The sequence below is a fragment of the Enterorhabdus sp. P55 genome (genome assembly GCF_009911695.1).
Classification (GTDB): domain Bacteria; phylum Actinomycetota; class Coriobacteriia; order Coriobacteriales; family Eggerthellaceae; genus Enterorhabdus.
Genome location: NZ_QWKK01000002.1, coordinates 16,068 through 37,944, shown reverse-complemented (window position 1 = coordinate 37,944; position 21,877 = coordinate 16,068). Strand labels below are relative to the sequence as shown.

Sequence of the window (21,877 nt, the reverse complement as noted above, 5' to 3'; positions counted from 1 at the left end):
GCCGATCATAGCATCTTTCCCCTAGGGGTGTGTGAAGAAGCCGCGATATTCGGCGCCTTCCACGCGCCTTCCCCGGGTACGCCGAGACGCTTATATATAAGGTGAACGAACGACCCTCGCGCCGCTACGAACGACCTTGCAGTCTCAGTGATTTTGATACAATCGAGCTTTGGAAAAGTAACGTAAGGTCAACAAACGTCTCGGAGGAACGTTCACTATGCACTGCAGCACCCCCATCGCCAAGAAAACCACCGCCCATCGCGCCTTCCGCGCCGCCCTCGCACTCACCCTGGCAACCACGCTCACGCTCCCCGCCACCGCCCTGGCTGCGCCTGGGGAAAGTGGGGAGACGACGCTCACCCAACGTGACATCGACGACCGGGCGATTCGGGAGGCACGCGAGGCCATGGCGGCGACTCCAGCGCCTCAGGCCAAAGAGGCCCCCGCGCCTGAAAAGCCTTCGGCGCCCGGCGCAACCCGCATTCATGTGCTCTCGTTCTGCTACTCCGATGCCATCCTGCTGGAGTCCAACGGCCGGTTCGGCCTGGTGGATGCCGCCGAGGACAGCGACTATCCCGACGGAAGCGACCCACGCTATCCGGCAGAGCGACCCGGCATCACCCACGGTGCCGGCGTCGAGCAGCAGCTTGTCGCCTACATGAAAAAGGTAGGCGTCACCGAGGATAACCTCGACTTCTTCATCGGCACGCATCCCCATAGCGACCATATCGGTGGCGCCGACACCGTCATCGAGACGTTCAAGCCCGAGCGCGTCTACACCCCGGAGTACAAGGACGAGTACATCCAGGGCGGCAAGCGCCCCGATCCCTCAGACTCGAAGGCGCTCGCGGCCTGGAAGTCGCACCCCCGTCTTTGGGATAACCTCTACGTCTACGACCAGCTTGTTTCCGCCGCCGAAACCGCCGATTCCGAACTCATTCAGAGCCTTACCCCCGAAACCGCCCGCTTCAAGCTCGGCGCTATGGATATCGAGATCGTCAACTATGATGAGGAATACAAGACGAAGCCCACTGCCGACGCCAACGACTTCTGCTGGGGCGTGAAGGTGGAGGCATTCGGAAAGCGAGCCTTCCTCGCCGGCGACATTAACAATTACAACGGGGACGAGGATGCGCTGGCCAAAACCCTCGGCCACGTCGACCTTCTGAAGATAGGACACCATGGCGGCCCGGGATCGAACTCGGCGAACTACCTTCGCGCGATCTTGGCGTCTCCTTCCACTCCGAGCGCCATCGCGGTTCAGACCGGACAGTACAACCACGCGACTAACGAGCTCATCTCCGCCCTCGCCTCCGCCAACGCACGACACTTCACCGCAGAGGAAGCCGCCCAAGACGGCAAGCCGGCCATCGTCGTCACGTTCTCTAAGGACGGACTGACCACCAATGTCGACAGCGCAAACCAAACTTTTCGCACCCGTACGAGCTCGCCGTATCTGACAAGCTACGTCAATGGCAAGCAGGCCCCTCTTTCCGGCTGGATAGCCCGCGACAACCGCTGGTACTGGTTCGAAAGCTCCGCCACGGCAACTGAGAGCCAATGGAAGGCCCTGGGCGGTACCTGGTACTACCTCACCGCCAACGGAGCCATGGCCATCGGCTGGGCTCACGACGGCAACGCCTGGTACTTCTTCGACAGCTCCGGCGCCATGCGCCCGGGCGGCTGGCTGCTTGACCGCGGCACCTGGTACTACCTAGGCCCATCCGGCGCCATGCAGACCGGCTGGCTCAACCTGGGCGGCACCTGGTATTGGCTCGGTGACGACGGGAAGATGCGCACCGGCTGGTACCGGGCGAACGGCGCCTGGTACTACTCCGACGGATCGGGCGCCATGCGGGCGAACGGGTGGCTCAACGACCGCGGCACCTGGTATTGGCTGGAGCCCTCGGGCGCCATGACCGAGAACGCCTGGAAGCTCGTCAACGGCACGTGGTACTGGCTCAAGCCCGGCGGCGCCATGGCCACCGGCTGGTACCAGGTGGGCGGCACGTGGTACCTCTCCAACGGCTCCGGCGCCATGCTCACCGGCTGGCAGAACGTCAACGGCACCTGGTACTACCTCCGCAGCTCAGGCGCCATGGCCGAGGGGTGGCTCAAGCTGGGAGGCACCTGGTACTACCTACAGCCGGGCTCCGGTGCCATGCGCACCGGCTGGCTGCAGCTCGACGGAACCTGGTACTACCTGAGCGGCTCCGGCGCCATGGTGACGGGCCGGCAGATCATCGATGGCAAGGTCTACTCGTTCGCCCTCAATGGGGCGTTGGCTGGCTGACCCCTCCTCGATCCTTTCCCAGCAGACGAGGGTCGAGGAGTAGAATGACGTACGTTATCGAATCGTTAACCATGCGAGGCAAGGGGATAGCATGTATAAGAAGGAACACCTGGGCAATCGCGTCATGGGGATGACGCTCGCACTCCTCCTGTTGAGCGGCACGTTCTTCGTGTCCCCCCACCTGTTCGGGGCATGGGCCGCGGAACAGGCCGCTCCCGAGGAGGCCGTGACCGACGCCAACGAGGACGCCAAGGCCGGGGAGACGGACGGCGACTCTCCGACGACCAAGCCGGACACCGGCTCGGGCACGCAGACACCGCCGACTACAGACGAGAAGGATCCCACCACTCCTCCGGCCACCGATCAGGAAAAGCCCACGACTCCCGACTCCAAGCCGGATCCGACCCCCGACCCCAAGCCCGACGCCAAGCCGGATCCGAAGCCCGAGCCCGAGAAGCCCGTCACCTACAAGCCCGGCTGGAACAAGGACGATAAGGGCCAGTGGCACTACGGCAATGCCGACGGCAAGGCCCGTACCGGCTGGCTCAAGGAGGGCGGCACGTGGTACTACCTCGATCCGACCCAGGGCGGCCTCATGCGCACGGGACGCTACCAGGACACGACGGGCAACTGGTACTACTCCAACGGCTCTGGCGCCATGCAGTCAGGCGGCTGGATCTTCCTCGGCGGCAAGTGGTACTACCTTAACGGCAACGGCTCCATGCACCGCGGCTGGCTGCTCGACCGCGGCAAATGGTACTGGCTGGAGCCCGCGGCCGAATGCGCCATGGCCACCGGCCTCTATCAGGCGAATGGCCGCTGGTACACCTCGGGCGGTGACGGCGCCTGCCGCATGGGCGGCTGGTCGCTCGTGAATGGCAAGTGGTACTGGACGACTTCATCGGGCGCCACGGCCTCCGGCTGGATCAAGCCCAATGGGCTGTGGTACTGGCTCGAGCCCTCCAAGCACGGCGAGATGGCCACCGGACTCTACCAGGCCAACGGCCGCTGGTACACCTCCGGCCCCGACGGCTCCTGTCGTATGAACGGCTGGTCGCTCATCGGCGATAAGTGGTACTGGGCCGACAGTTCCGGCGCCACCGTATCCGGCTGGATCCGCCCTGACGGCAAGTGGTATTGGCTCGAGCCCTCCAAACACGGCGAGATGGCCACCGGATTCTACGAGGCCAACGGCAGGGAGTACTATTCCGTCGCCTCGGGAGCTATGGTCGCGCGCACCTGGGTCACCAAGGACAGCAAGACCATGCTCTTCGCTGACGCCAACGGCGCCCTCAATGCCATCGGAATGAAACTTGCCGATGGCGGCATCGCCCTCAAGGGCAAGGACGACAAGCCCCTCACCGGCTGGCAGAACGCCGCAGGATGCCGCTTCTACGCCGATCCCGCCAAGGGCGGCAAGCTGGCCACCGGCTGGGTGCAGGTGGACGGCAAATGGTACCTGACCGACGGCGCTGGCGCCATCCGCACGGGATGGGCCGCCGTCAATGGCTCCTGGTACTGGCTCGAACCCTCCAAGAACGGCGAGATGGCCACGGGCTGGAAGGCCGTGAACGGTGCCTGGTACTACCTGAGCGATAGCGGCGCCATGGCCACCGGCTGGCTTCAACTGGGCAGCACCTGGTACTACCTGAGCGGCTCCGGCGCCATGGTGACCGGACGCCAGCGCATCGGCGGCACCTGGTACGACTTCGCCTCCAACGGCGCCTGGATCGACCCCTCCGCGTCCATGAACGCCAAGGCCCAGGGCATCGCGAGCTCTACGCCCTGGCTCATCCTGGTGGACACCGCCAACACGCGCGTAAACGTCTACCACGGCTCCCAGGGCCATTGGTCGCTCCAGCAGAGCTGGCTGTGCGCCCCCGGCGCTCCGGCCACCCCCACCGTCAAGGGCTACTTCACCGTTGGAAGCAAGGGTTACTACTTCGACTCAGGCGCGTCCCGCTGCTTCTACTACACGCAGTTCCGCGGCAACTACCTGTTCCACTCGACGCTCTACAACAAGCGCCCGACGCCCAGCTCCCCTCAGGACAACCGCGTCGGCATGCAGCTGTCCCACGGCTGCGTCCGCCTGGAGCTGCAGAACGCCAAGTGGATCTACGACAACATCCCCCGCGGCACCAAGGTGTACGTATTCTAAAAAAGTGGGCTCGGACAAAAATCCGAGCCCACTTCGCCCCCCTCCCCTAAAAAACGTCAGCCTTCTTGCCAAGCGCCTCCTTGGCCGGGCGCCACCACGCCTCGTTGTCCCGGTACCACGCGATGGTCTGCGCGAGCCCCTCGGCGAAGTCCGTGTGGGCCGGCTCCCAGCCCAGCTCCCGGCGCAGCTTGGCCGCGTCGATGGCGTAGCGCCGGTCGTGGCCGGGGCGGTCGCGCACCCAGTCGAAGTCGTCCTCGGGCCGCCCCATGGCGCGCAGGATGTCGCGCAGCACGGTGACGTTGTCGCGCTCGCCGTCGGCGCCGATGAGGTAGGTCTCCCCCACCCGACCGCGCGTGAGGATGGCCCACACGGCGCTCGAGTGGTCCTCGGTGTGGATCCAGTCGCGCACGTTGCGCCCGTCGCCGTAGAGCTTGGGGCGCGCGCCGTCGAGGACGTTGGTGATCTGGCGGGGGATGAACTTCTCCACGTGCTGGTAGGGCCCGTAGTTGTTGGAGCAGTTGGAGATGGTCACGGGCAGCCCGTAGGTGCGGTGCCACGCGCGCACGAGCATGTCCGAGGCCGCCTTCGAGGAGCTGTAGGGGCTCGAGGGGCGGTAGGGGGTCTCCTCGGTGAAGCGGGCCGGGTCGTCGAGGGCCAGGTCGCCGTAGACCTCGTCGGTGGAGACGTGGTGCAGGCGCCTGCCGTGGCGCCGGCACGCCTCGAGCAGCTCGAAGGTGCCCTGGACGTTGGTCCGGACGAACGGCTCCGGCCCGGCGATGGAGTTGTCGTTGTGGCTCTCGGCCGCGTAGTGCACCACGGCGTCCGCCTCGGGCACGAGCTCGTCGAGCAGGGCCGCGTCGCAGATGTCGCCCACCACAAGCCTGACGCGGTCGGGGTCGAGCCCCGCCAGGTTCTCCGGGTTGCCCGCGTAGGTGAGCTTGTCCAGCACGGTCACGCGGCAGTCGGTGTTCTCCGCCACCCAGCGGGCGAAGTTGGAGCCGATGAAGCCGGCCCCTCCCGTGACGATGACGTGCCTGGGCTTGAACTCGTCGGTCATACCGCCCCACTCTCCAAACAATGATCGAAAGTGTCTCGTCCTCTGCTTCCGCGTACTATTATGAACAGTGGAGCAGGCCCGGCATCACCAGCCGGGCCCTTTGTTCACGACATGACCAGGTAATGGCTGGCCTACACGTCCGTGAAGTAGTCCACGGCCACCTCGCCCTGCTTACCCTCGAGGCCGCGAGCCTCCTCGTCCTTGTCCTCCAGCTCGAGGGACTCAGCCTTCTTCACGGCCAGCAAAAACGCGAAGGCGATGGCGCACACACCGGCGACGAGCTTGCCCACCAGGACGGGCACGATGAGCGAGGGCTGGAAGTTCGCCGTGAACGACAGGTGGTCACCGAAGAGGAAGGCGCAGCACACCGCGAAGGCCATGACGATGACCTTATCCTTGGCCTTGAGGTCCTTGATCATGGCCAGAGCCGCCAGCACGTTGGCCGAGGCGGCCAAGAGACCGGTGGTCGCATCGGAGCTGAGGCCGAACACGCCGCCGATCTTGGCAAGGGGCTTGGCGAGGTAGCGCTTGATCAGGTACACCATGGGGAATGCGCCGCAGAGCATCATGCCGATGGCGCCCGACACCTCCAGGGCGCGGAAGATGTCAGCCTCGTCGGCGATGATAGGATCGAAGCCGAAGCCGCCGAGCGTCGTGGTGAAGACGCCGGTGAAGTACTCGATAACCACTAGCACGAACACGATCTTGAGCGCGCTCTCCATCACACGACCGAACACGATGAAGCCCTTGATCATGGCGTCGGGCTTGAACTTGAGGCCCGCGGCCAGCAGCACGCAGATGATGATGAGCGGCACGAGGTTGAGACCGATGGTGCCGAACTCAAGCGCCAGCATATAGGTGGCCTCGACGTTGGTGGACACCGTCTCGCGCACCACCGGGTGGGCGAGCGCGATGATGACGCTAGCCACGAGCACGCCGATGGGAATGGCGAGCAGGCCGCTCATCACGCCGAGCGCCAGGTACTTGCGGTCACGCTTCTCAAGCATCTTGAGCGCGACGGGGATGGTGAACACGATGGTGGCACCAGCCATATAGCCGGTCATCATGGCCATGATCCAGCTCTCGCGCGTCTGTGCCAGGGCGTCAGCCAGCTGATAGCCGCCCATGTCCACGGCGATGAACGTAGTGGCCGCCATGGCCGGGTCAGCGCCCAAGAGACCATAAGCCGGGCCGAACACCGTGCTCACGAACGCCGTGAGGTAGGGCGCGGCGGCCATGATACCGGCAACCGGCAGGAAGATGGGGCCGATGGAGTCGATGCCGGCGACGAACTGCTGACCGAGCTCGCTCTCCGGCCTCACGACCGAGGCGATGCAGCCAACAAGGGCGCACGCCATGATGATGTAGACGACGATAGTTCCTATGAGTTCCATTCCTTCTCCTTTTATCTAATCGCGCTGCGCGCCTTACGCAGCACGGTACAGATCCACGGCCACACGGCCGAACTTCTTGGCAGCGCGATACCACAGGTAGAGCCACTCCCCCACCGGCTCTCCCGAGTCGTCCTTGTAGAGTGCCCACACGAACCAGTAGTAGGCCGATATGCCGACGTAGGCCAGGCAGTGCCGCGCCTCCTCGGGCGTCGGTTCCCGGCCGAAGTAAAAGCGGAAGGCGCGCAGGGCGTCATCGATGTCATAATCGGAGCAGCAGACGAAGGTGCCCAGGTCGCTCGCGTAATCGGACATGGCCGAGTACTCCCAGTCGATGAGGTGCATCTCGTCGCCGCGCACAAGGAAGTTGGGCTCATAGAAGTCGTTGTGGCACAGGCACGGCTCCACGCCGTCGGCGCACACGTCTTCGTAGAGCTCTGCAGCCATGGCAGCCAACTCGTCGAAGTCCTCGAAGGGACGCGTCTTGAGCATCGCCACGATCTCGACGGCCTTCTGGTACACGTCGAAGTCCCAAGGAGATGCCTCGCCGCAGCCGTGCAGGCGACGCGCGATCTCCATGCTGCGGCGCAGATGGTCGTCGTTGTGGTAGTCGAAGGGTTCGCAGCCGTCGATGAAGGCGGATATCTTCCAGCCCTCGACGGCGTCCTCGTGGATGAACGTGTCGTCGATGCCGAGGCGGCGCGCCACGTCCTGCGAGAACGTCTCGCTCTCGCGGTTGATGATCTCGTCAGTGCCAGCCCCGGGATGGCGGTAGACGTAGGTCTTGCCGTCGACGTCGAAGCGGAACGAGAGGTTGGTGAGCCCCTGCTTGATGGGAGCGATGGAACGGATAGCGCCCTTAGCGCAGCCAAGCACGTCGCAGATGTTGTCCATGATGGACGAGTCGACGTTGTCGATGAAGTCGGGATCGAACTCGCGCAGCTCGTCGAGCGAGTCAAACTCCCAGATAATGCCCTTGTCGTAAGGGCGCAGAACCAGCGGGGGCAGCTCGCCTATATGCTCGGCGTAGATGTCCTCCCAGAGTTTCGGTGCCGTCTCCGGATCATCGTAGATACGGTCAAGCAGCGCGACGAAGGCCTGGGAGAACGCCCGATCCCAGTAGACGTGCCCAAGCATCGTCCATGCGTCACGATTGCCCGATCGCCTCACCTCGACAATCCTCCGATCGCGACCCTGCACCTCCATGCAGTATTCCTCCGTCTCGCCCTCGGCGAACTCGGAGGCGTAGTAGCCAGCGTAGACAAAGGGCTCGAAGGGGTTCTCGGTGAAGTAGTCGTCCGAGGAGCAGATGTAGGTGTTGCCGAGCCGGTCTTGCACCTTGCGCAGCGTGGAGTTGTTGTTGCGCGAGGCGTACTCGTCGTTAACGACGACGCGCACGCCCATCTTGTCCTCCAGGTAGAAGAACTCCTCTTTCTTATACCCCACCACCACCGTGATGTCGCCGATGCCGGCCTCCTGGAGCTGACGGATCTGACGCTCGATGAGCACCTCTCCCCTTACCTTGAGCACACCTTTGGGCCGCTCGTAGGAGATGGGCGCAAAGCGGGACGAGAGCCCCGCCGCCATGATGATGGCGTTATCGACGCGATAGGGTTCAAGCGCCGCCCGGCCCTCCTCCGTAACGGTCATTCCGCTCACGAGGCCGCCATCGCGCAGGGCCCCGAGGGCCTTGTTGACAGCGCCGAGGGATACGCCCACCGCCTCGGCAAGCTCCCGCTGGGTAGGCGCGCTTTCAGCCAGAAGCTCCTGGAGTACCTTGAACTCGATTGCCTTCATCCCCATCTCCCATCATTCGGCAAACGTGTTCATAATAATACAATTTGATATGTATTATGAACAAATGAGGAGTGCGGACTTACTAAAGGCGCGCTTATTTCCTGGATTCGGTAATGCGTTCAAGCATGATCCCCTCAATTAACTATGCTAATACGCGGTATGCAGAGTAATTGCGACAACGGAAGAAGACCCCCTATCTCATGACCGGCCTCTCCATCAAGAAAAATCTCCTCTGGAACTCAGCAGGTTCGTTCAGCTATTCCCTTTGCCAGTGGATACTTACCGTCCTGGTGGTTCGCCTCTCACCTAACTATGATGCTGCAGGCATCCTAGCCCTCGGTATGGCCGTTTCGAACATAGCCGCCCCCATTGCCCTCTACAAGATACGCTCCTATCAAGTATCCGACGTCCATCGCATCGTCTCAGCGCGCGAATATGTCGGGTTTCGCATCGTCACCACCGCCGCAGCTCTTCTCGTTACCATCGTATATACGCTCATCACCTGTTCGCCCGACTCTTATGCAGCCGTTCTCCTCTATGTGGTGTTTCGCTGCGGCGACACATTCATTGATGTGCTGCATGGTGTCGACCAGCAGCACTTCAGAATGGATTACTGCGGTCGATCCATGCTCGCTCGAGGCATTCTGTTTCTCGCCGCTTTCGCTCTCACGCTTTGGGCAACCGGAAGTCTCGAGCTTGCCATCTTCTCCATGATTGTTGTGACATTCCCTGTCATTGTTTACGACGTACGCAAAGCGTCATCGCTCGACGACATTCGCCCTCTCATAACAATCTCATCCACCAGAAAACTAGCCGTTGAGTGCCTTCCTGCTGTCATCGGCATGGTCTGTTGCTTCTCCGTCTCCACGATTGCCCGGCAGTATCTAGCAGCTACGTGGGGGGATTCCTCTCTGGGCGTCTATGCTTCAGTTTGCACGCCTGTTGTTATCATCCAAGCATGCGCTAGCTACATCTACGCACCCCTGCTTGGCATCTTCGCTGAGAAATATGACGAACGCGACACCCTCGGGTTTCTCGGACTTCTAGGCAAAGCATCCGCGGCCATCCTGGCTGTCTTTGTGGTAGCCGCCTTCGGATTTGGGCTGCTTGGAAAACCGCTCCTGCAACTCGTCTTCGGTGAGAGCATCGTCCCCTATAGCTATCTGCTCGTTCCCGCTATCATCTGCTCTGGCACCGCCGCCTATATCGCCTTCCTCAGCGATCTGCTTATCGCCGTGCGTCAAATGCGAGAAAACCTTATTGCTAACGTCGTCGCCTTCGCAGCCTGTCTGCCGGCCACATGGTTTTGCGTAAACACCTGGAACATGAACGGCGCCAGCTTTGCCACCATTATCGCCTACGGCATCGGAAGCGCTATGATGGCATTTTTCTTAGCGAGAAACCTGCAATCTAGAAAGGCCAGGAGCCGATGAATCGAGACGAAGCTCTGAAAAAGCTGCAGGCCACAGAACTGGAGATTCTGCTCATACTTCGCGACTTCTGCGCCGAACACGACGTCTTGTGGTTTCTTGACGGGGGAACGCTCTTAGGAGCCGTGAGGCACGGCGGATTTATCCCCTGGGACGACGACGTAGACGTAGGAATGCTTCGCAAGGACTACGACCGATTCGTTGCGCTAGCGAAACAGGACCTCCCTGACGGCTTCTCCTACCACGATGCTTCTAACACACCCGGCTATGCCGCCATGTTCGGAAAGATTTACAAGGACGGTACGCAATTCCTCACTGACGAGACGCTCGAGGCAGGCTGTAGCCAGGGCATCTTCGTGGACATCTTCCCCTACGATCGTCTTGCCGCAAGCCCCGAGCAGCGCAGAAGGCAATTGCACAATGCCAGAACATGGCAATCCATGGCCTATCTCTACCACGCGAAAACCATCGTCGTCCCCCATCGAGGCGCACTTGGCTCCTTCGAGAAGGCAGGATGCCGCATCGCCCACCATCTCGTGCGTGCAGCCTCCTCCCCCGAAGTCATCGAGGCACGCTACGGGAGATCGATTCTTTCTGATGACAAAACCTGCAGCGAGGTCCTAACCCTTGCATGGCCGAACATGACGCCCTTCCCCATAGATGCGATTCTCCCTATGGCGACGGTTCAATTTGAGGGACATGACTTCCCGGCACCCGGACAAACGACGGCCTACCTTGAGGCGACATACGGGGACTGGCGGGCCCTTCCCGCACCAGAAGATCGTCGTACCCATCTGCCGAAGTTTCTTGACTTCGGCGATGGGACACAATGGGAGGCAGATAGCTAGAATCCTTCGTAACGATGCTTTCGGCCAGCATGCCTTACCCATAGGGGTGGAGATCTATTTCCCTGCCCGTCAGCTCCCAATCATCGAAGTCGAGGACATCGCCGTTGATCAGGTACTCCCTGAGCACCAAGTCGTGACGGCCGTCGCTCGCGGTCATCCAGTAGTAACGGTCGCGCGACCCCTCGGGCACCTCGAAAACCGTGGGGCCGTACTTGCTGCTGTCGCCGCCAACGGCATCGATAACGGTGGCCGGGTAGTCGACATGTCCCGTTGGAACCTTCGACACCTTGAGCGGCTGAGCCGCCTGCTGCGCGTTCTCCGAAGGCTTTACGAGCAGGATGGGAGTCGAAGGCTCATGGATCTCGTCGGCAAGGTACCAGTCGCCATGATCGGCCGTCACGATGATCGTCGCCTCGTCGTAGAGCCCCAGGGCCTTGAGCTGCGCGAGGTACTCGGACACCATCTTGATCGAGCCGATGCTCTGTCGATCCTGATTTGTCTCCGAGGACGCCACATGGCCCGTCTCGTCAAGGACGAAGGGGTAGTGGGCGCCAAGCAGGTGGATGAAGCGGAACGCCTTGTCATCAGACTCCGACACCTTCAGGCCGTCCGTGAGCAGCCCCTCATAGTACGCCCAGTCGTTCATGACGTAGGGGGCGACATCCCCCTCGCCCGCATTCGCCGCCTTGTTGTTCACCTCGTCGGTGTAGAACCAGAACAGAGGCTTCAGCAACCAAGGAGCGTCACGATAAAGAGCCATCTTCTCCACGGCATCCAGGAGCCCCCAGGGATCGAGCGAGCTCGAGTCCACCTCGTTCGAGGGATGGATATTGTCAACGTACTCGTCGACCGTCGCATGGGCCGCCTGGCTGCCGAGCGAATCAGTATAGACGCCCTCGGCATAGCCCGCCTTGGCTATGTCGGGAAGAAACTCCGTCCCCGCATACCAGTTGTTCCACAGCACGTCAAAGTCCTCATCCGGCTCGGGCATCCGCCCAGACAGCAAGAACGGCACGCCGTAGCGGGTGGGGATCATCGAGCCGGTGGAGTTCTCGAAGTAGGTGAAGCCCGTGAAGTCGTCGAGCAGATTCGGATCGTTTTCGAGCAGGCGGTTCATCAGCTTGGTGTCGAAGGTATCCAGCACGAACACGATGACGTTGCTCTCCGAGCCCACCTCGTAGAGCCCCTCCTTGGTGAGCACGTACTCAGAGGGCACACGCTGCTCCTCGGAGGCGAAGAGGCTTGCCACGCCCACGCCCTGCACCAGGATGAGGCAGAGGCTGATCACCACGGTAAGCGAGCGCCACACCCCCGTCTTCCAGCGGCAAAGCACCAGAAGCCCCGCGATGATGGCAACCCACGCCGCCGTGCTGATGACGGTGATGGTCTTGTACCACTCCAGGTAGAGCGGGCTGCCGTCGGCGATGGGGAGGGACTGGTTGAGGAAGAGGGCCTGCACGTAGCAGCACAGCCCCACGGCCACGATGAGCGTGAGCACCACGTCGAAGGCGCGCCCGCGCACCGCTGACGCCACGAGGGCCAAGGCCACAGCGCCGACGCACCCGGCCACGAGAATGATGGGCCACGCATCTGCCAGGGAGAAGACGAGGCTCGTCGCGCTGCCGGCCACCACCTCGAGTGGTGCCACCACGAACACGGTACCCACCAGAAACGCGCTCGCCGCCAGGGCCAAGCCGAAGCGACGGCCCCATCCCAGCCGACGGGGCTGCTTCCCGCGACGCAGGCGCTCCTTCGCCTGGCGCGCCCCCTCATCAGCCGCAGCAAGGACGGCGGCCCGGTCGGCCCGAGACACCACGCGACTGACCGGCGGCTCCACCTCCTTGTTCGCGTTTTCGTCGATATGCAGCAGACGCATGATGACGCGCCGGCTGCGGCGCAGAGCCACGCCGAGCACCGCGCTCAGGGCCACGGCGACGCCGGCGAGCGCCTGGATGGTGTAGGTCATGACCGACGGGTCGACGTAGGCGAGGGCAACGCCGGGCTGCAAAGCCGTCAGGACAAGCGCCACCAGCGCCAGGCAGAGCGCGTCATAGGCGCGCAGCATGAAACGGGCCGCCATCATGCCACCGCCTTTCCGTCCTCGGCCGCAGGCGCGGCGGCGTGCCTCCCGGAGGAAGGCCTGTCCGCCGCACGCTGATCTTGCTTATCGAGCACCGTCTCCAGCAGAAACTCCCCCGCCGTCCGGGCACCATGCCCCAGGTTGAACACGAACCCGGCGCGCACCTCGCGGATGCGCTCGCGCCACGCTTCCCGCTCGGAGAGCATGGAGGCCACCTCGTCGGCGAAGCGATCCACCTTGTCTAAGGTGAGCGAGCGTCCGATCTGGTTGCGCAGCGAGATGTCGGTCGGCTCCATGTCCAGCTTCTCCCAGTCGGGGTTGCCCACCTTCATGGGCGTGTCGATGAAGATGGTCGGCTTCAAGGTGGAGAACGAGAAGTCGCAGGAGATGGACGACCAGTCCGTCACCAGGATGTCAGAGGAGAAGGTGGACTCGTTGGAGCTGAAGTCGCTCTCGAAGAAGAGCTCCGCCGGATCCTCGTCGGCCCAGCGAGCCTGAAGCGCCTCCCAGCGGGCCGGATAGCGCTTGGTGTACTCGGGATGCGGGCGCACGATGATGCGGTAGCCCTTCCCCAGCACCGACCCGATGAGGTCGTCCACGCAGCTGTCGAGGATGTTGTCCTCCTGCCACGAGGGACCTATGAGGATGACGGGGCGCTCGTTCTCACGGCCCGCCAGGGCCTCGTAGTCGGCGATCTCCTGGTCGAGCAGGTCGTAGCCGCCCTCCACGAGCCGCTTGGGCGCTAGGCCGCGCCTCCGCTCGGCCGCCTGCACCTCAGCCACCTGATGGGGCCCCGCGCAGAAGAGCGCGTCGTAGTGGTCGAAGGCCTCCTCATGGGGCGTCAGGTGCGTTGAGGTCATGTGATGGAAGAAGAACACGTACTCGATGTCCTTGCGCACGTAGGAGCGCTTGAGGTAGTAGTTCTCCAGGTCCTCGAGGGTGGCCACCACCACGTCGGCGTCCATCTTCATCATGAGCGTGATGGCCCTCTGCTCGCCGATATAGTAGGGGAAGATGCGCGGCTGCTCCTCGGCGATGGCGAAGATCTGGTCGTTTGGATCGTTCGTCACGTAGTGGATGCGCACGTCAGAGTTGTCGAGGAGCCATTCGATGGCCCCCTTGAAGTACTTGTAGAAGCCGCTGCGCTCGGAGTAGAAGACGAGGTGCTTGTCCACGATGCTGAAGAAACGCTTGTAGTCCGTCTTCTCGCGCTTGGCCAGCGGGTCGCGCTGGTACCACTTGCGCTTGGGGCCGGCCAGGGCGTTGAGCCCCTCCAGCTCCTCGCGGCTGGCGGCCAGGTCGTCGTAGTCGATGTGCTTGCGCGGCTTAATGATGATGTTGCAAAGCGCCTGCACGGCGATGGAAGTGAGGTTGGAGCAGATCCAGTAGAACGCCATGCCCGCCGCCACGAAGATGCCCAGGAAGAAGGAGAGGGCGATGGATAGGCCGTTGGTGGTGTTCTTCTCGGCGCGAGACTGCTCGCGCTGAAGCGGGTTGATGCGATTCTGGGCAAAGCCCATGATGATGGCCGAGATGCCGGCCAGGACGGGCATCACCCACGAGAGGCCGCCGTCCTCAACGGGGATCATGCCGAGGAACTCCGTGCCCGGCGCCCCGTTGTCCGTGATGCGGTGGATGACATCCACCAGGCCGAACAGGATGAGGATCTGCACCGCCAGCGGCACGAGCGAGAGCAGCGGGTGGTAGTGCTTCTCCTTGTACAGCTCGTTCTGCTTCTCGCCGATGGTCTCGGCATCGCCGAAGTACTTCACCTTCAGGCGGTTGAGGTCGGGCATGAGCTTGACCATGACGATGGCGTTCTTCTGGCACCAGAGCGCCATGGGCATGAGGATGACCTTCACGATGACCGTGAACAGGAGGATGGCAACCCACCAGTTCCCCGTCAGGTCATAGCAGGGCTGCATGATAAGCGACAGCGCGTCAGCAAGTGCTTCCATCGTAAACTACAGCGTTCCTTTCCGCGTCTGCGCTTCGGCACAGGCCAACACAGTTCTCCCCGCGGCGGCCGCCCAGGAGAACCCTCTTTCAACACGAGCCCGGATGTTGCTCCCGATCTTTCGGCAAAGCGCCCGATCATCCCTCAAGCTCAAAAGAGCCGAGGCAACCTCCTCTGACGAGGCTTCTTGAAGCACGATGCCATAACCATCACTTGGCACGAGCTCCTCCACACCGCCCACACAAGTGATAACAGGCGCCACACCCCAGGCTGCACACTCCAGGAGGGAGGTCGAAAACCCCTCCGAGCGTGTCGGCAGGCAAAATGCGTCGGCGCAGGCCATCAGAGCGGAAATATCAGATGAGTCCAGACGACCGACCGGCTTCACGTTAGGCAAGGCCCGACCGGAGACCTCCGCCGCCAGAGGACCATCTCCAGCTAGCAAGAAAAAGACGTCTTCCTCTTCCAGTAGCCGGGCAGCGGCTCCCATAAGCGGCCTGATGCCCTTTTCCGGCGTAAAACGCCCCGTGAAGACTACGACGAACGCATCCGGCGGCAGCTCCAACTCCGCACGAAAGTCACGACCAGACGATCGTTCGCGGAATGCCATAGCGTCAATGGAGTTGCTCAGCACGCCTTGCGCCTCGATGCCAAAATGAGTGAGCCAGCGACAGCTGGCCGCAGAGACGCCGTAGAAAGCGGCCCGATGACGCTTGACCCTTCTCGTTATCCCATGCTCGTAAGCACGAACCGCTACATCGAGTAAGCTATTGCCGAAGGTGAGATGCGCCGAGCCATGATCGATAATCACAGGAACAACATCCAAAGCCTCAGCAAGCCGCAAGCCCTCAAGGGTATGACCATAGAAGCGCGTATTGATCACAACGCCCGCCACGGACGCATCCATCAACTCGCCAAAAAGAGTCCGATAATCTGCGTTCTTTCGAGGAACCGGGAAGCGTCCCCCCACTAAGCTGCGACAAGGGAGGCGTACCACCTCCACGCCACTCGGTTCAACCTCCCTCGGCGAAAGCCCAGACACGTTGGACGTCACCACCACAGCTCGATACCCCTGCTTGACGAGCGCCTCCGCCAGATGACGAGAATACTGCTCTACGCCACCAAGGCTGGGCGCATAGAGGGGAGAGAAAATGAGAACCGTCTTAGGATCCATTAGAGGAATCTTTCCCCTCGTTCTCCATCAGCGCAATCTCCTGCACCAGATAGGTTACCTTGCTGCGCAGCTTGGCAATCTCCACGGAGGCGGTGAACTCCTTGATGAGCAGGATAGCCACGATAACGAGGAACACCAGGTTCGAAGGCGATTGCACGTCAAACACATCGGCAAGCCAGAAGGCAACTTGCGGGAATACGGCCAAAAGCAGCAGGCACGCGACGAACAGAAACCAAAACACGGTGTCCGACGTCTTGATCTCCGACTTTCGCACCTTGAGGATGACGAACGCCAGCGTGAGGGCGGCACCGGCCACCAGAAGCAACGTAAGCACTAGCTGGGATCCTTCCTGAACCATTGGACGAGCAGAATGGAGAAGCACACCCGCAGCATGTAGGAGATGGACTTGGTGAAGTTGAGGTAGCTCTCCCCCGCCACCCGGTCGCGCATCTCCACCTGCACCTCGGACACCTTGGCTCCGTTGCGGGCGACGAGCGCGATGGTATCCGGCTCGGGGCTGTAGTCCAGCTCGTTGGCGAACAGGGGGATCATCGTGCGGTCGAACAGGCGCATCCCCGAGGTCGGGTCTTGGATGCGCTCGCCTGTGGTAAGGCGGATCATGCCCGTGATGAGCGCCGAGCCCATCATGCGGGCCGAGAAGGGCTTCTTCTGGGCGCAGAACCGCGAGCCGATGACGATGTTCGACCCCGTCTCCTGCGCGTGGCGCACCATGGGCAGCACGTAGGCAGCGGAATGCTGGCCGTCCGCGTCGAACTGGACCGCGTAGTCGTAGCCGTGGCGCAGAGCATATTTCATGCCCGTCTGGAACCCGCCGGCCAGCCCCAGGTTGACCGGGAGGTTTATGCAATTGTAGCCGCGCTCGCGGCAGATCTCGCCCGTGGAGTCCTTCGATCCGTCGTTGATGACGACGTAATCGACCCCCGGCGCGTTCTCACGCAGATCTTCAACGGTGGAGACGATGTTCTCCTCCTCGTTGTAGGCCGGAATGATCGCCAAGATCCTCGGTTCCATGTGTTCCCCGTACCCCTCGACAGCATGTCGGCGACGCCCTTTTTGGCGCCAACGAATTATTGTAGTACGAGAAGAGCGAGCATGCCCCAACTTCAGGGGGATTACACAGGGACAACGTCTCCCGCGCCTCCGGCGCCTGTCAGGCCAACATCATCATTATCGGAGGTGTCATCCGATAGCGCCCGAGAACCTTCTCCTGACTTCAGGAGCCCTTCACCACTTTCCGTCCCGTCAGCTCCGTCAATGCGGTAAAGACGCATGTTGCCCTGAGCTAGAAGAAGCGTGAACCCGGGAGTGTCGGGGTTAATGGCGTTGATGCCTGCCCACTGATCGGGCTGGTACGCCCAGCTGAAACGCCCGACACCCTGGCCATTGGCGGAGAGCATCAGCACATAGCGAGCCCGAGTCTGACGAACCGCTTCCTGCACCACCGGATTGCCCGCATACTCGTTCAGGTGCTCGCGGATGACACGGCTGGCCGCAGTCTCCCCCTCCTCGCCGTAGCCGCTCATATAGCGGTACAGCAGGTGCAACCCGTCCACTCCGTAGAGATAGAGCGATCCGTCATAGGGCTGATTCACTACCACGGCATCACCCACGATGGCCTTCACCCTCTCCGCGAACGCGGCCTTCTCCTCGCTGTAGGGACGCTTGGCTTCAGCTTCCTCGAGCATGGCAGGTCGCTTGTTCTGTTTCTCCAGATACTCGAAGGGGCTCTCCTCATATCTCCAGTCATCCTCGCCCAGCTCCACGGGAATGAAGTAGGCTCCGCAAAAGCAGGCCGCACCCACTGCGACAGAGCCGACCACTCGCGCAACCGGCTGAAAACGCCCTTTCGCCCAATTCGTGAGTAGCCGATAGACGATAGACAGCCCCAACGCGGCGAGGGGCATCGCCGTGAACGCAAGCAGCGCGCCCACACGACAGGGATCGGTATACCAGAAGCCGGCGAGTAAGTGCTTCAGAGAACCATCAGTTGAGGTCGCCACAACGAAAATAACAAGGGCAAAGACGTAGGAGAACGACAGCCAGCGAGTTCGACCACGCTGAAGCGAAGCCACAAAACCGCCAAGCACAAAAGCTCCCAGAACCCACTGGGGAGGGTTGTATGACAGAGAAAGCGTCAATCCGTTATGGAGCGCCTCCTCGGCCGTCGCATAGGAGGCCCAATGATACTCGACAACCCCCGCCATGAACGGAGCACGATAGAGAGCGAGCCAGATCCCGGCGACAGCCGCAGCCGCAAGCACGCCGGCAAGGGCGCGAAGCACCGCGGGCCTTCCTCCCATCAGGGGCAACCGCTTCGGAAGACGACTGGCGAACCAAACGCAGTAGGGCGCGAGAAACACCGCCGCTGAGAAGGCCGCATTAGGCTGGAGAAGGGCGACGGCAACAAGCATCAGACCGAAGGGAGTTGAAAGCTGGCGCCTTCCGAGACCGCCCGAGCGCTCCCCCATCGCGATGAAGAGAAATACGAGAGAAGGCAGCACCGCCGAGGCGGCAGCATTGGGAAACAACTGCCAGCTGGTGTAGAGAGCCCAGGGGTACGCCACGAAGGACACGCAAGCTACCGCGCCCAGAACCACTGCGGAGCGGCGCTCGGGGAACAGGACGCTCAGGAGAGCAAACATTCCTGCAGGAAAAACAACCCCCGCAAACAGCACGTTGGCGGCATTGGCAGCCACGACCACAGGCACCTTGAGCAGATCCGCCAGCAGCGCCACGAGCACATGCCAAGCTGCCGGGTAGAACTTCGCACCCGGGAAGGGGTCGATGGCCAGGTCGACGGATGTCTTGTACTGGGCGACATTCAGGAAGGACCAGTCGCCCGAATCGAGAAAGGCGCGCACGGTACCGAAATGGAACACGTTGTCCCACGCCTGAGTGGGCATGGCAGGATCGCTCAGGGGACGAACAAGGATGAGGAGAGTCGCCAGCACTCCCACTGCCACATAAAGGCCCAGCTCCCAGCCGAGGAGTATAGAGGGGCGCGACGCCTTGGGACCGGGGCCGAGCACCCCACGCCGCGCGAGGGCGCGCAAGCCCCCCCATGCCGCAGCAGCCACGACCAAAGCGACTGCCAGCAGAACAACACCAGAGAGGGTCACCCCGGCCAGGGAGAACCCCAGCGCGATCAAACTGTAGAGCGCGACGGAGCACCCCGGCGCCACCGCCAGCGCGAAGGCCCACGGCACCCGGGCTCCCCGACACACCGCCGCGCCCGGCACGACCAGCAATGCCGCACCCAGAAGGAAGCTGAGAATGAACTCCGTCCACACGGTCTACGCCCTCGCACGTTTCCCGACGAACTAACGCCTCGCGAAGGACAACACTGCCTTAACCGCAGCTCCAATCCCCTCGCTCCTCGCAACCCAGAAAAACGCCGAAACGAGACCCTTCTCACGAGCCTCGTTGTAGCCAGAATCACAACCACGGTCTTCGATTGGCGCATCGATCCTAATAGCATTAAAGCTCCTGCGGTAATCCTCTGGATCCTCCATAATGGCGCAAACCGTCTTCCACTCATCGGGCCAGAAGAAGCTTTGATCCAACTCGCCAGCGCGTTGGGCAACCCGATACTCCTGAGCGTAGCGCTCCAGGAAAGGCATCTGGAACTCCTCAGCCAGAAGGGAGAACGCAAAATTGAGGTTATGGGTCTTCTTGTAGTGGAATAGCCCGATAAACTCATCCGCCAGCTCGGAATTTGACCTCAGCCAATCCTCTATCCATCGGTATTCGTCAAGCATACAGAAAACTTTGTTATTTTGGTTGATGGAAGAGGCCGCATTGTCCTGCCGATAATAATAAAAGGGCTCCGGCAAAAGCATCACGCGTCGGGCATGGCAAAAAGTCTGGAACCAAAACCCATTATCCTGATAAGAGGCGCCGGGGCTCTCATGGTGGCAAATACCGTTTTCACGCAAGAAGGACGCCCGGTACAGCCCTGTCCAGTTCATCATCTGGGCATTGAAGATGTCCTTCTCTTCACGCGGATCGATTACCACGTTATACTGCTCCTGCTTGGGAGTCAACTCCTCACGTCGCACCTCCCTCGTACCATCAGGACGCGTCCAGAACTTATAGAAGTCCGAGCGCACCATGTCGAGTTCATTCTCCTCAATACAGCGATAGAGCTTTTCGTACATATCAGATGCCACGTAGTCATCCGATTCCACGATGCCGACATAGCGACCTCTGGCCTCCGCCATCCCAGCGTTCATGGCGCAACCGTAACCGCCGTTAGACCGATCAACAAGAATGATCCGGCCATCACGCGAAGCGTACTCAAGGATCACATCCTTCGTTTCGTCGGTAGACCCATCGTTGACGCAAATGATCTCGAGATTCGTCAAGGTCTGAGCAAGAAGGCTGTCGAGCGTTTCGGGAAGGTACCCGGCCACGTTGTAGCAAGGCACGACGACGCTCACGGACGGATGGTCAGTCATTCATCTTCTCCTTAGGATTGTAGTCAAATGCAAAGTAATTATCCCCGCGAGGAGGAAGCGGCTGCTCGATTACCGGCGGTTTCGCCAGACGAAGCTTTGCCAAGATTCTCTTCAGGCCGAAACGGTAGCCTTGGCTCCTGCAACTCGTCAAAAGAGAGATAAGGGAGTCAAGAAGCGCATGTCTTCGAGGAACCTGCTCATTCTCCTCCTCCATCAGCTCTTGAAGAACCCCGTAGTAACGAGGAATATTAAAGGGGTCGAGCGAATAGTAGGCCTTGCAGTGCTTGCCCATCTCCAGTTCAGAAAGACATCCGCCAACGAAGGCCCGAGCCATCTCGTCCTTGACATCCTCATCTGTCATGGTCTCGATGTTCCAGAGTGTATAGTCGAAAAACCAATTCAGAAAACCCCACCGGAGACGATCATACTGGGCGACATCTTTTTGCAGCTCAGCCTTGAGGAGACACCCCGCATCATAGAACGCAAAGGGAGCTCGAGCTCGACTGTTTGAGACTGAGCCGCTTCGACCAACTCGATGGCGAACAAGCTCTTCGTCGATGAAGGTAATCCTTCGAGCCCGCACAAGAGAAAGGAAGACAAAGACAAGATCCTCGCTGTTGGGAAGGGCAGGAAACTCAAGGCCGTTCTCCAAAACGAAGGAACGACGATACATCTTATCCCAAGGCCACCCAACAAAGGCGGTGAAGATATAATCCGTCATGTCCTCCCACGAGAAGGGATCTTGCGCGGGCAGCTGATTGACCCTTACCGTCCAAGGAGAGGATTCCACCACGCCGGTCTCGTGATCCATCTCAGCTGAACGACAGACGGCAATATCGGCATCAGCTTCCATAATCCCCCGAAGAAGAGACTCGACGAGATTAGGAGCGTAGACATCGTCGGCATCAAGAAGCATGAGGAACCCTCCCGTCGCCAACGCGATGCCCTCATTGCGCGACGCTCCCTGACCCCGGTTCTCCCGAGAAACAATCCGAACGCGCGAATCGGCCTCCGCATAGCTTTCCAGAATGGCAAGGGTTCCGTCGGTAGACCCATCATTTATGCAAATGACCTCGATATCTTGATGAGATTGAGACAGCACTGAGTCGAGCGTCTCGCGAAGACAAACCTCCATGTTGTATACAGAGAGAACGAGCGAAACCTTCGGTAATGCGGACAATCTCACCATTCTCCTACCATTCGACACTAATAAT

The 21,877-nt window shown here is 61.2% G+C and carries 15 protein-coding genes; 4 read left to right on the top strand and 11 right to left on the bottom strand.

Features of this window, described 5'->3' with window-relative positions; genetic code table 11:
* Positions 1-217: 217 nt before the first annotated feature.
* Positions 218-2,293 carry an MBL fold metallo-hydrolase gene (locus D1643_RS12120; protein WP_160707592.1) on the top strand — a complete coding sequence of 692 codons (2,076 nt, stop codon included), beginning with the start codon at positions 218-220 and terminating at the stop codon, positions 2,291-2,293.
* Positions 2,294-2,384: 91 nt separating this feature from the next.
* Positions 2,385-4,451 carry a L,D-transpeptidase family protein gene (locus D1643_RS12165; protein WP_160707590.1) on the top strand — a complete coding sequence of 689 codons (2,067 nt, stop codon included), beginning with the start codon at positions 2,385-2,387 and terminating at the stop codon, positions 4,449-4,451.
* A gap of 46 nt (positions 4,452-4,497) precedes the next feature.
* Here D1643_RS12165 and rfbB read toward each other — a convergent pair whose 3' ends face one another.
* The 3 genes from rfbB to D1643_RS00540 form a co-directional block, all read right to left on the bottom strand.
* Positions 4,498-5,508 (bottom strand): dTDP-glucose 4,6-dehydratase, encoded by a 1,011-nt coding sequence (gene rfbB, locus D1643_RS00550; RefSeq protein WP_160707588.1) that lies wholly within the window; start codon positions 5,506-5,508, stop codon positions 4,498-4,500.
* A gap of 131 nt (positions 5,509-5,639) precedes the next feature.
* Complete coding sequence (gene eutH / locus D1643_RS00545) at positions 5,640-6,902, bottom strand: ethanolamine utilization protein EutH (protein WP_160707586.1); 1,263 nt, start codon at positions 6,900-6,902, stop codon at positions 5,640-5,642.
* Between the two features lie 33 nt (positions 6,903-6,935).
* Positions 6,936-8,702, bottom strand: coding sequence for a phosphotransferase (locus D1643_RS00540; protein WP_160707584.1), 1,767 nt, complete (start codon positions 8,700-8,702; stop codon positions 6,936-6,938).
* Positions 8,703-8,896: 194 nt separating this feature from the next.
* Between D1643_RS00540 and D1643_RS00535 the strand changes: the two genes are divergently transcribed.
* Positions 8,897-10,129, top strand: coding sequence for a lipopolysaccharide biosynthesis protein (locus tag D1643_RS00535; RefSeq protein WP_160707582.1), 1,233 nt, complete (start codon positions 8,897-8,899; stop codon positions 10,127-10,129).
* A complete protein-coding gene (locus D1643_RS00530) occupies positions 10,126-10,974 on the top strand; it encodes a phosphorylcholine transferase LicD (protein WP_160707580.1) in 849 nt (282 codons plus the stop codon). The genes D1643_RS00535 and D1643_RS00530 overlap by 4 nt, the downstream gene beginning before the upstream one ends.
* A 34-nt stretch (positions 10,975-11,008) precedes the next feature.
* Here D1643_RS00530 and D1643_RS00525 read toward each other — a convergent pair whose 3' ends face one another.
* The 8 genes from D1643_RS00525 to D1643_RS00490 all read right to left on the bottom strand — a co-directional run bounded on the left by D1643_RS00525 (position 11,009) and on the right by D1643_RS00490 (position 21,843).
* Positions 11,009-13,057, bottom strand: coding sequence for a sulfatase-like hydrolase/transferase (locus D1643_RS00525; RefSeq protein WP_160707578.1), 2,049 nt, complete (start codon positions 13,055-13,057; stop codon positions 11,009-11,011).
* Positions 13,054-15,012, bottom strand: a complete 1,959-nt coding sequence (gene yidC, locus D1643_RS00520; RefSeq protein WP_160707576.1) for a membrane protein insertase YidC — start codon at positions 15,010-15,012, stop codon at positions 13,054-13,056. The genes D1643_RS00525 and yidC overlap by 4 nt, the downstream gene beginning before the upstream one ends.
* Before the next feature lie 6 nt (positions 15,013-15,018).
* Entirely contained in the window at positions 15,019-16,185 is a 1,167-nt protein-coding gene (locus D1643_RS00515; RefSeq protein ID WP_160707574.1) for a glycosyltransferase family 4 protein, read from the bottom strand.
* Positions 16,175-16,519 carry a DUF2304 domain-containing protein gene (locus tag D1643_RS00510; protein ID WP_160707572.1) on the bottom strand — a complete coding sequence of 115 codons (345 nt, stop codon included), beginning with the start codon at positions 16,517-16,519 and terminating at the stop codon, positions 16,175-16,177. Before D1643_RS00510 ends, D1643_RS00515 begins: the two co-directional genes overlap by 11 nt.
* Positions 16,519-17,217: a glycosyltransferase family 2 protein gene (locus D1643_RS00505; protein WP_160707570.1), complete on the bottom strand. Its 699-nt coding sequence runs from the start codon at positions 17,215-17,217 to the stop codon at positions 16,519-16,521. Before D1643_RS00505 ends, D1643_RS00510 begins: the two co-directional genes overlap by 1 nt.
* A 101-nt stretch (positions 17,218-17,318) precedes the next feature.
* The gene (locus tag D1643_RS00500; protein ID WP_160707568.1) at positions 17,319-19,496 is read right to left on the bottom strand and encodes a DUF6541 family protein; all 2,178 of its coding nucleotides are present in this window, start codon (positions 19,494-19,496) and stop codon (positions 17,319-17,321) included.
* Positions 19,497-19,526: 30 nt separating this feature from the next.
* Positions 19,527-20,663, bottom strand: coding sequence for a glycosyltransferase (locus tag D1643_RS00495; protein WP_160707566.1), 1,137 nt, complete (start codon positions 20,661-20,663; stop codon positions 19,527-19,529).
* A complete protein-coding gene (locus D1643_RS00490; protein ID WP_160707564.1) occupies positions 20,656-21,843 on the bottom strand; it encodes a glycosyltransferase family 2 protein in 1,188 nt (395 codons plus the stop codon). The genes D1643_RS00495 and D1643_RS00490 overlap by 8 nt, the downstream gene beginning before the upstream one ends.
* Positions 21,844-21,877: the final 34 nt, after the last annotated feature.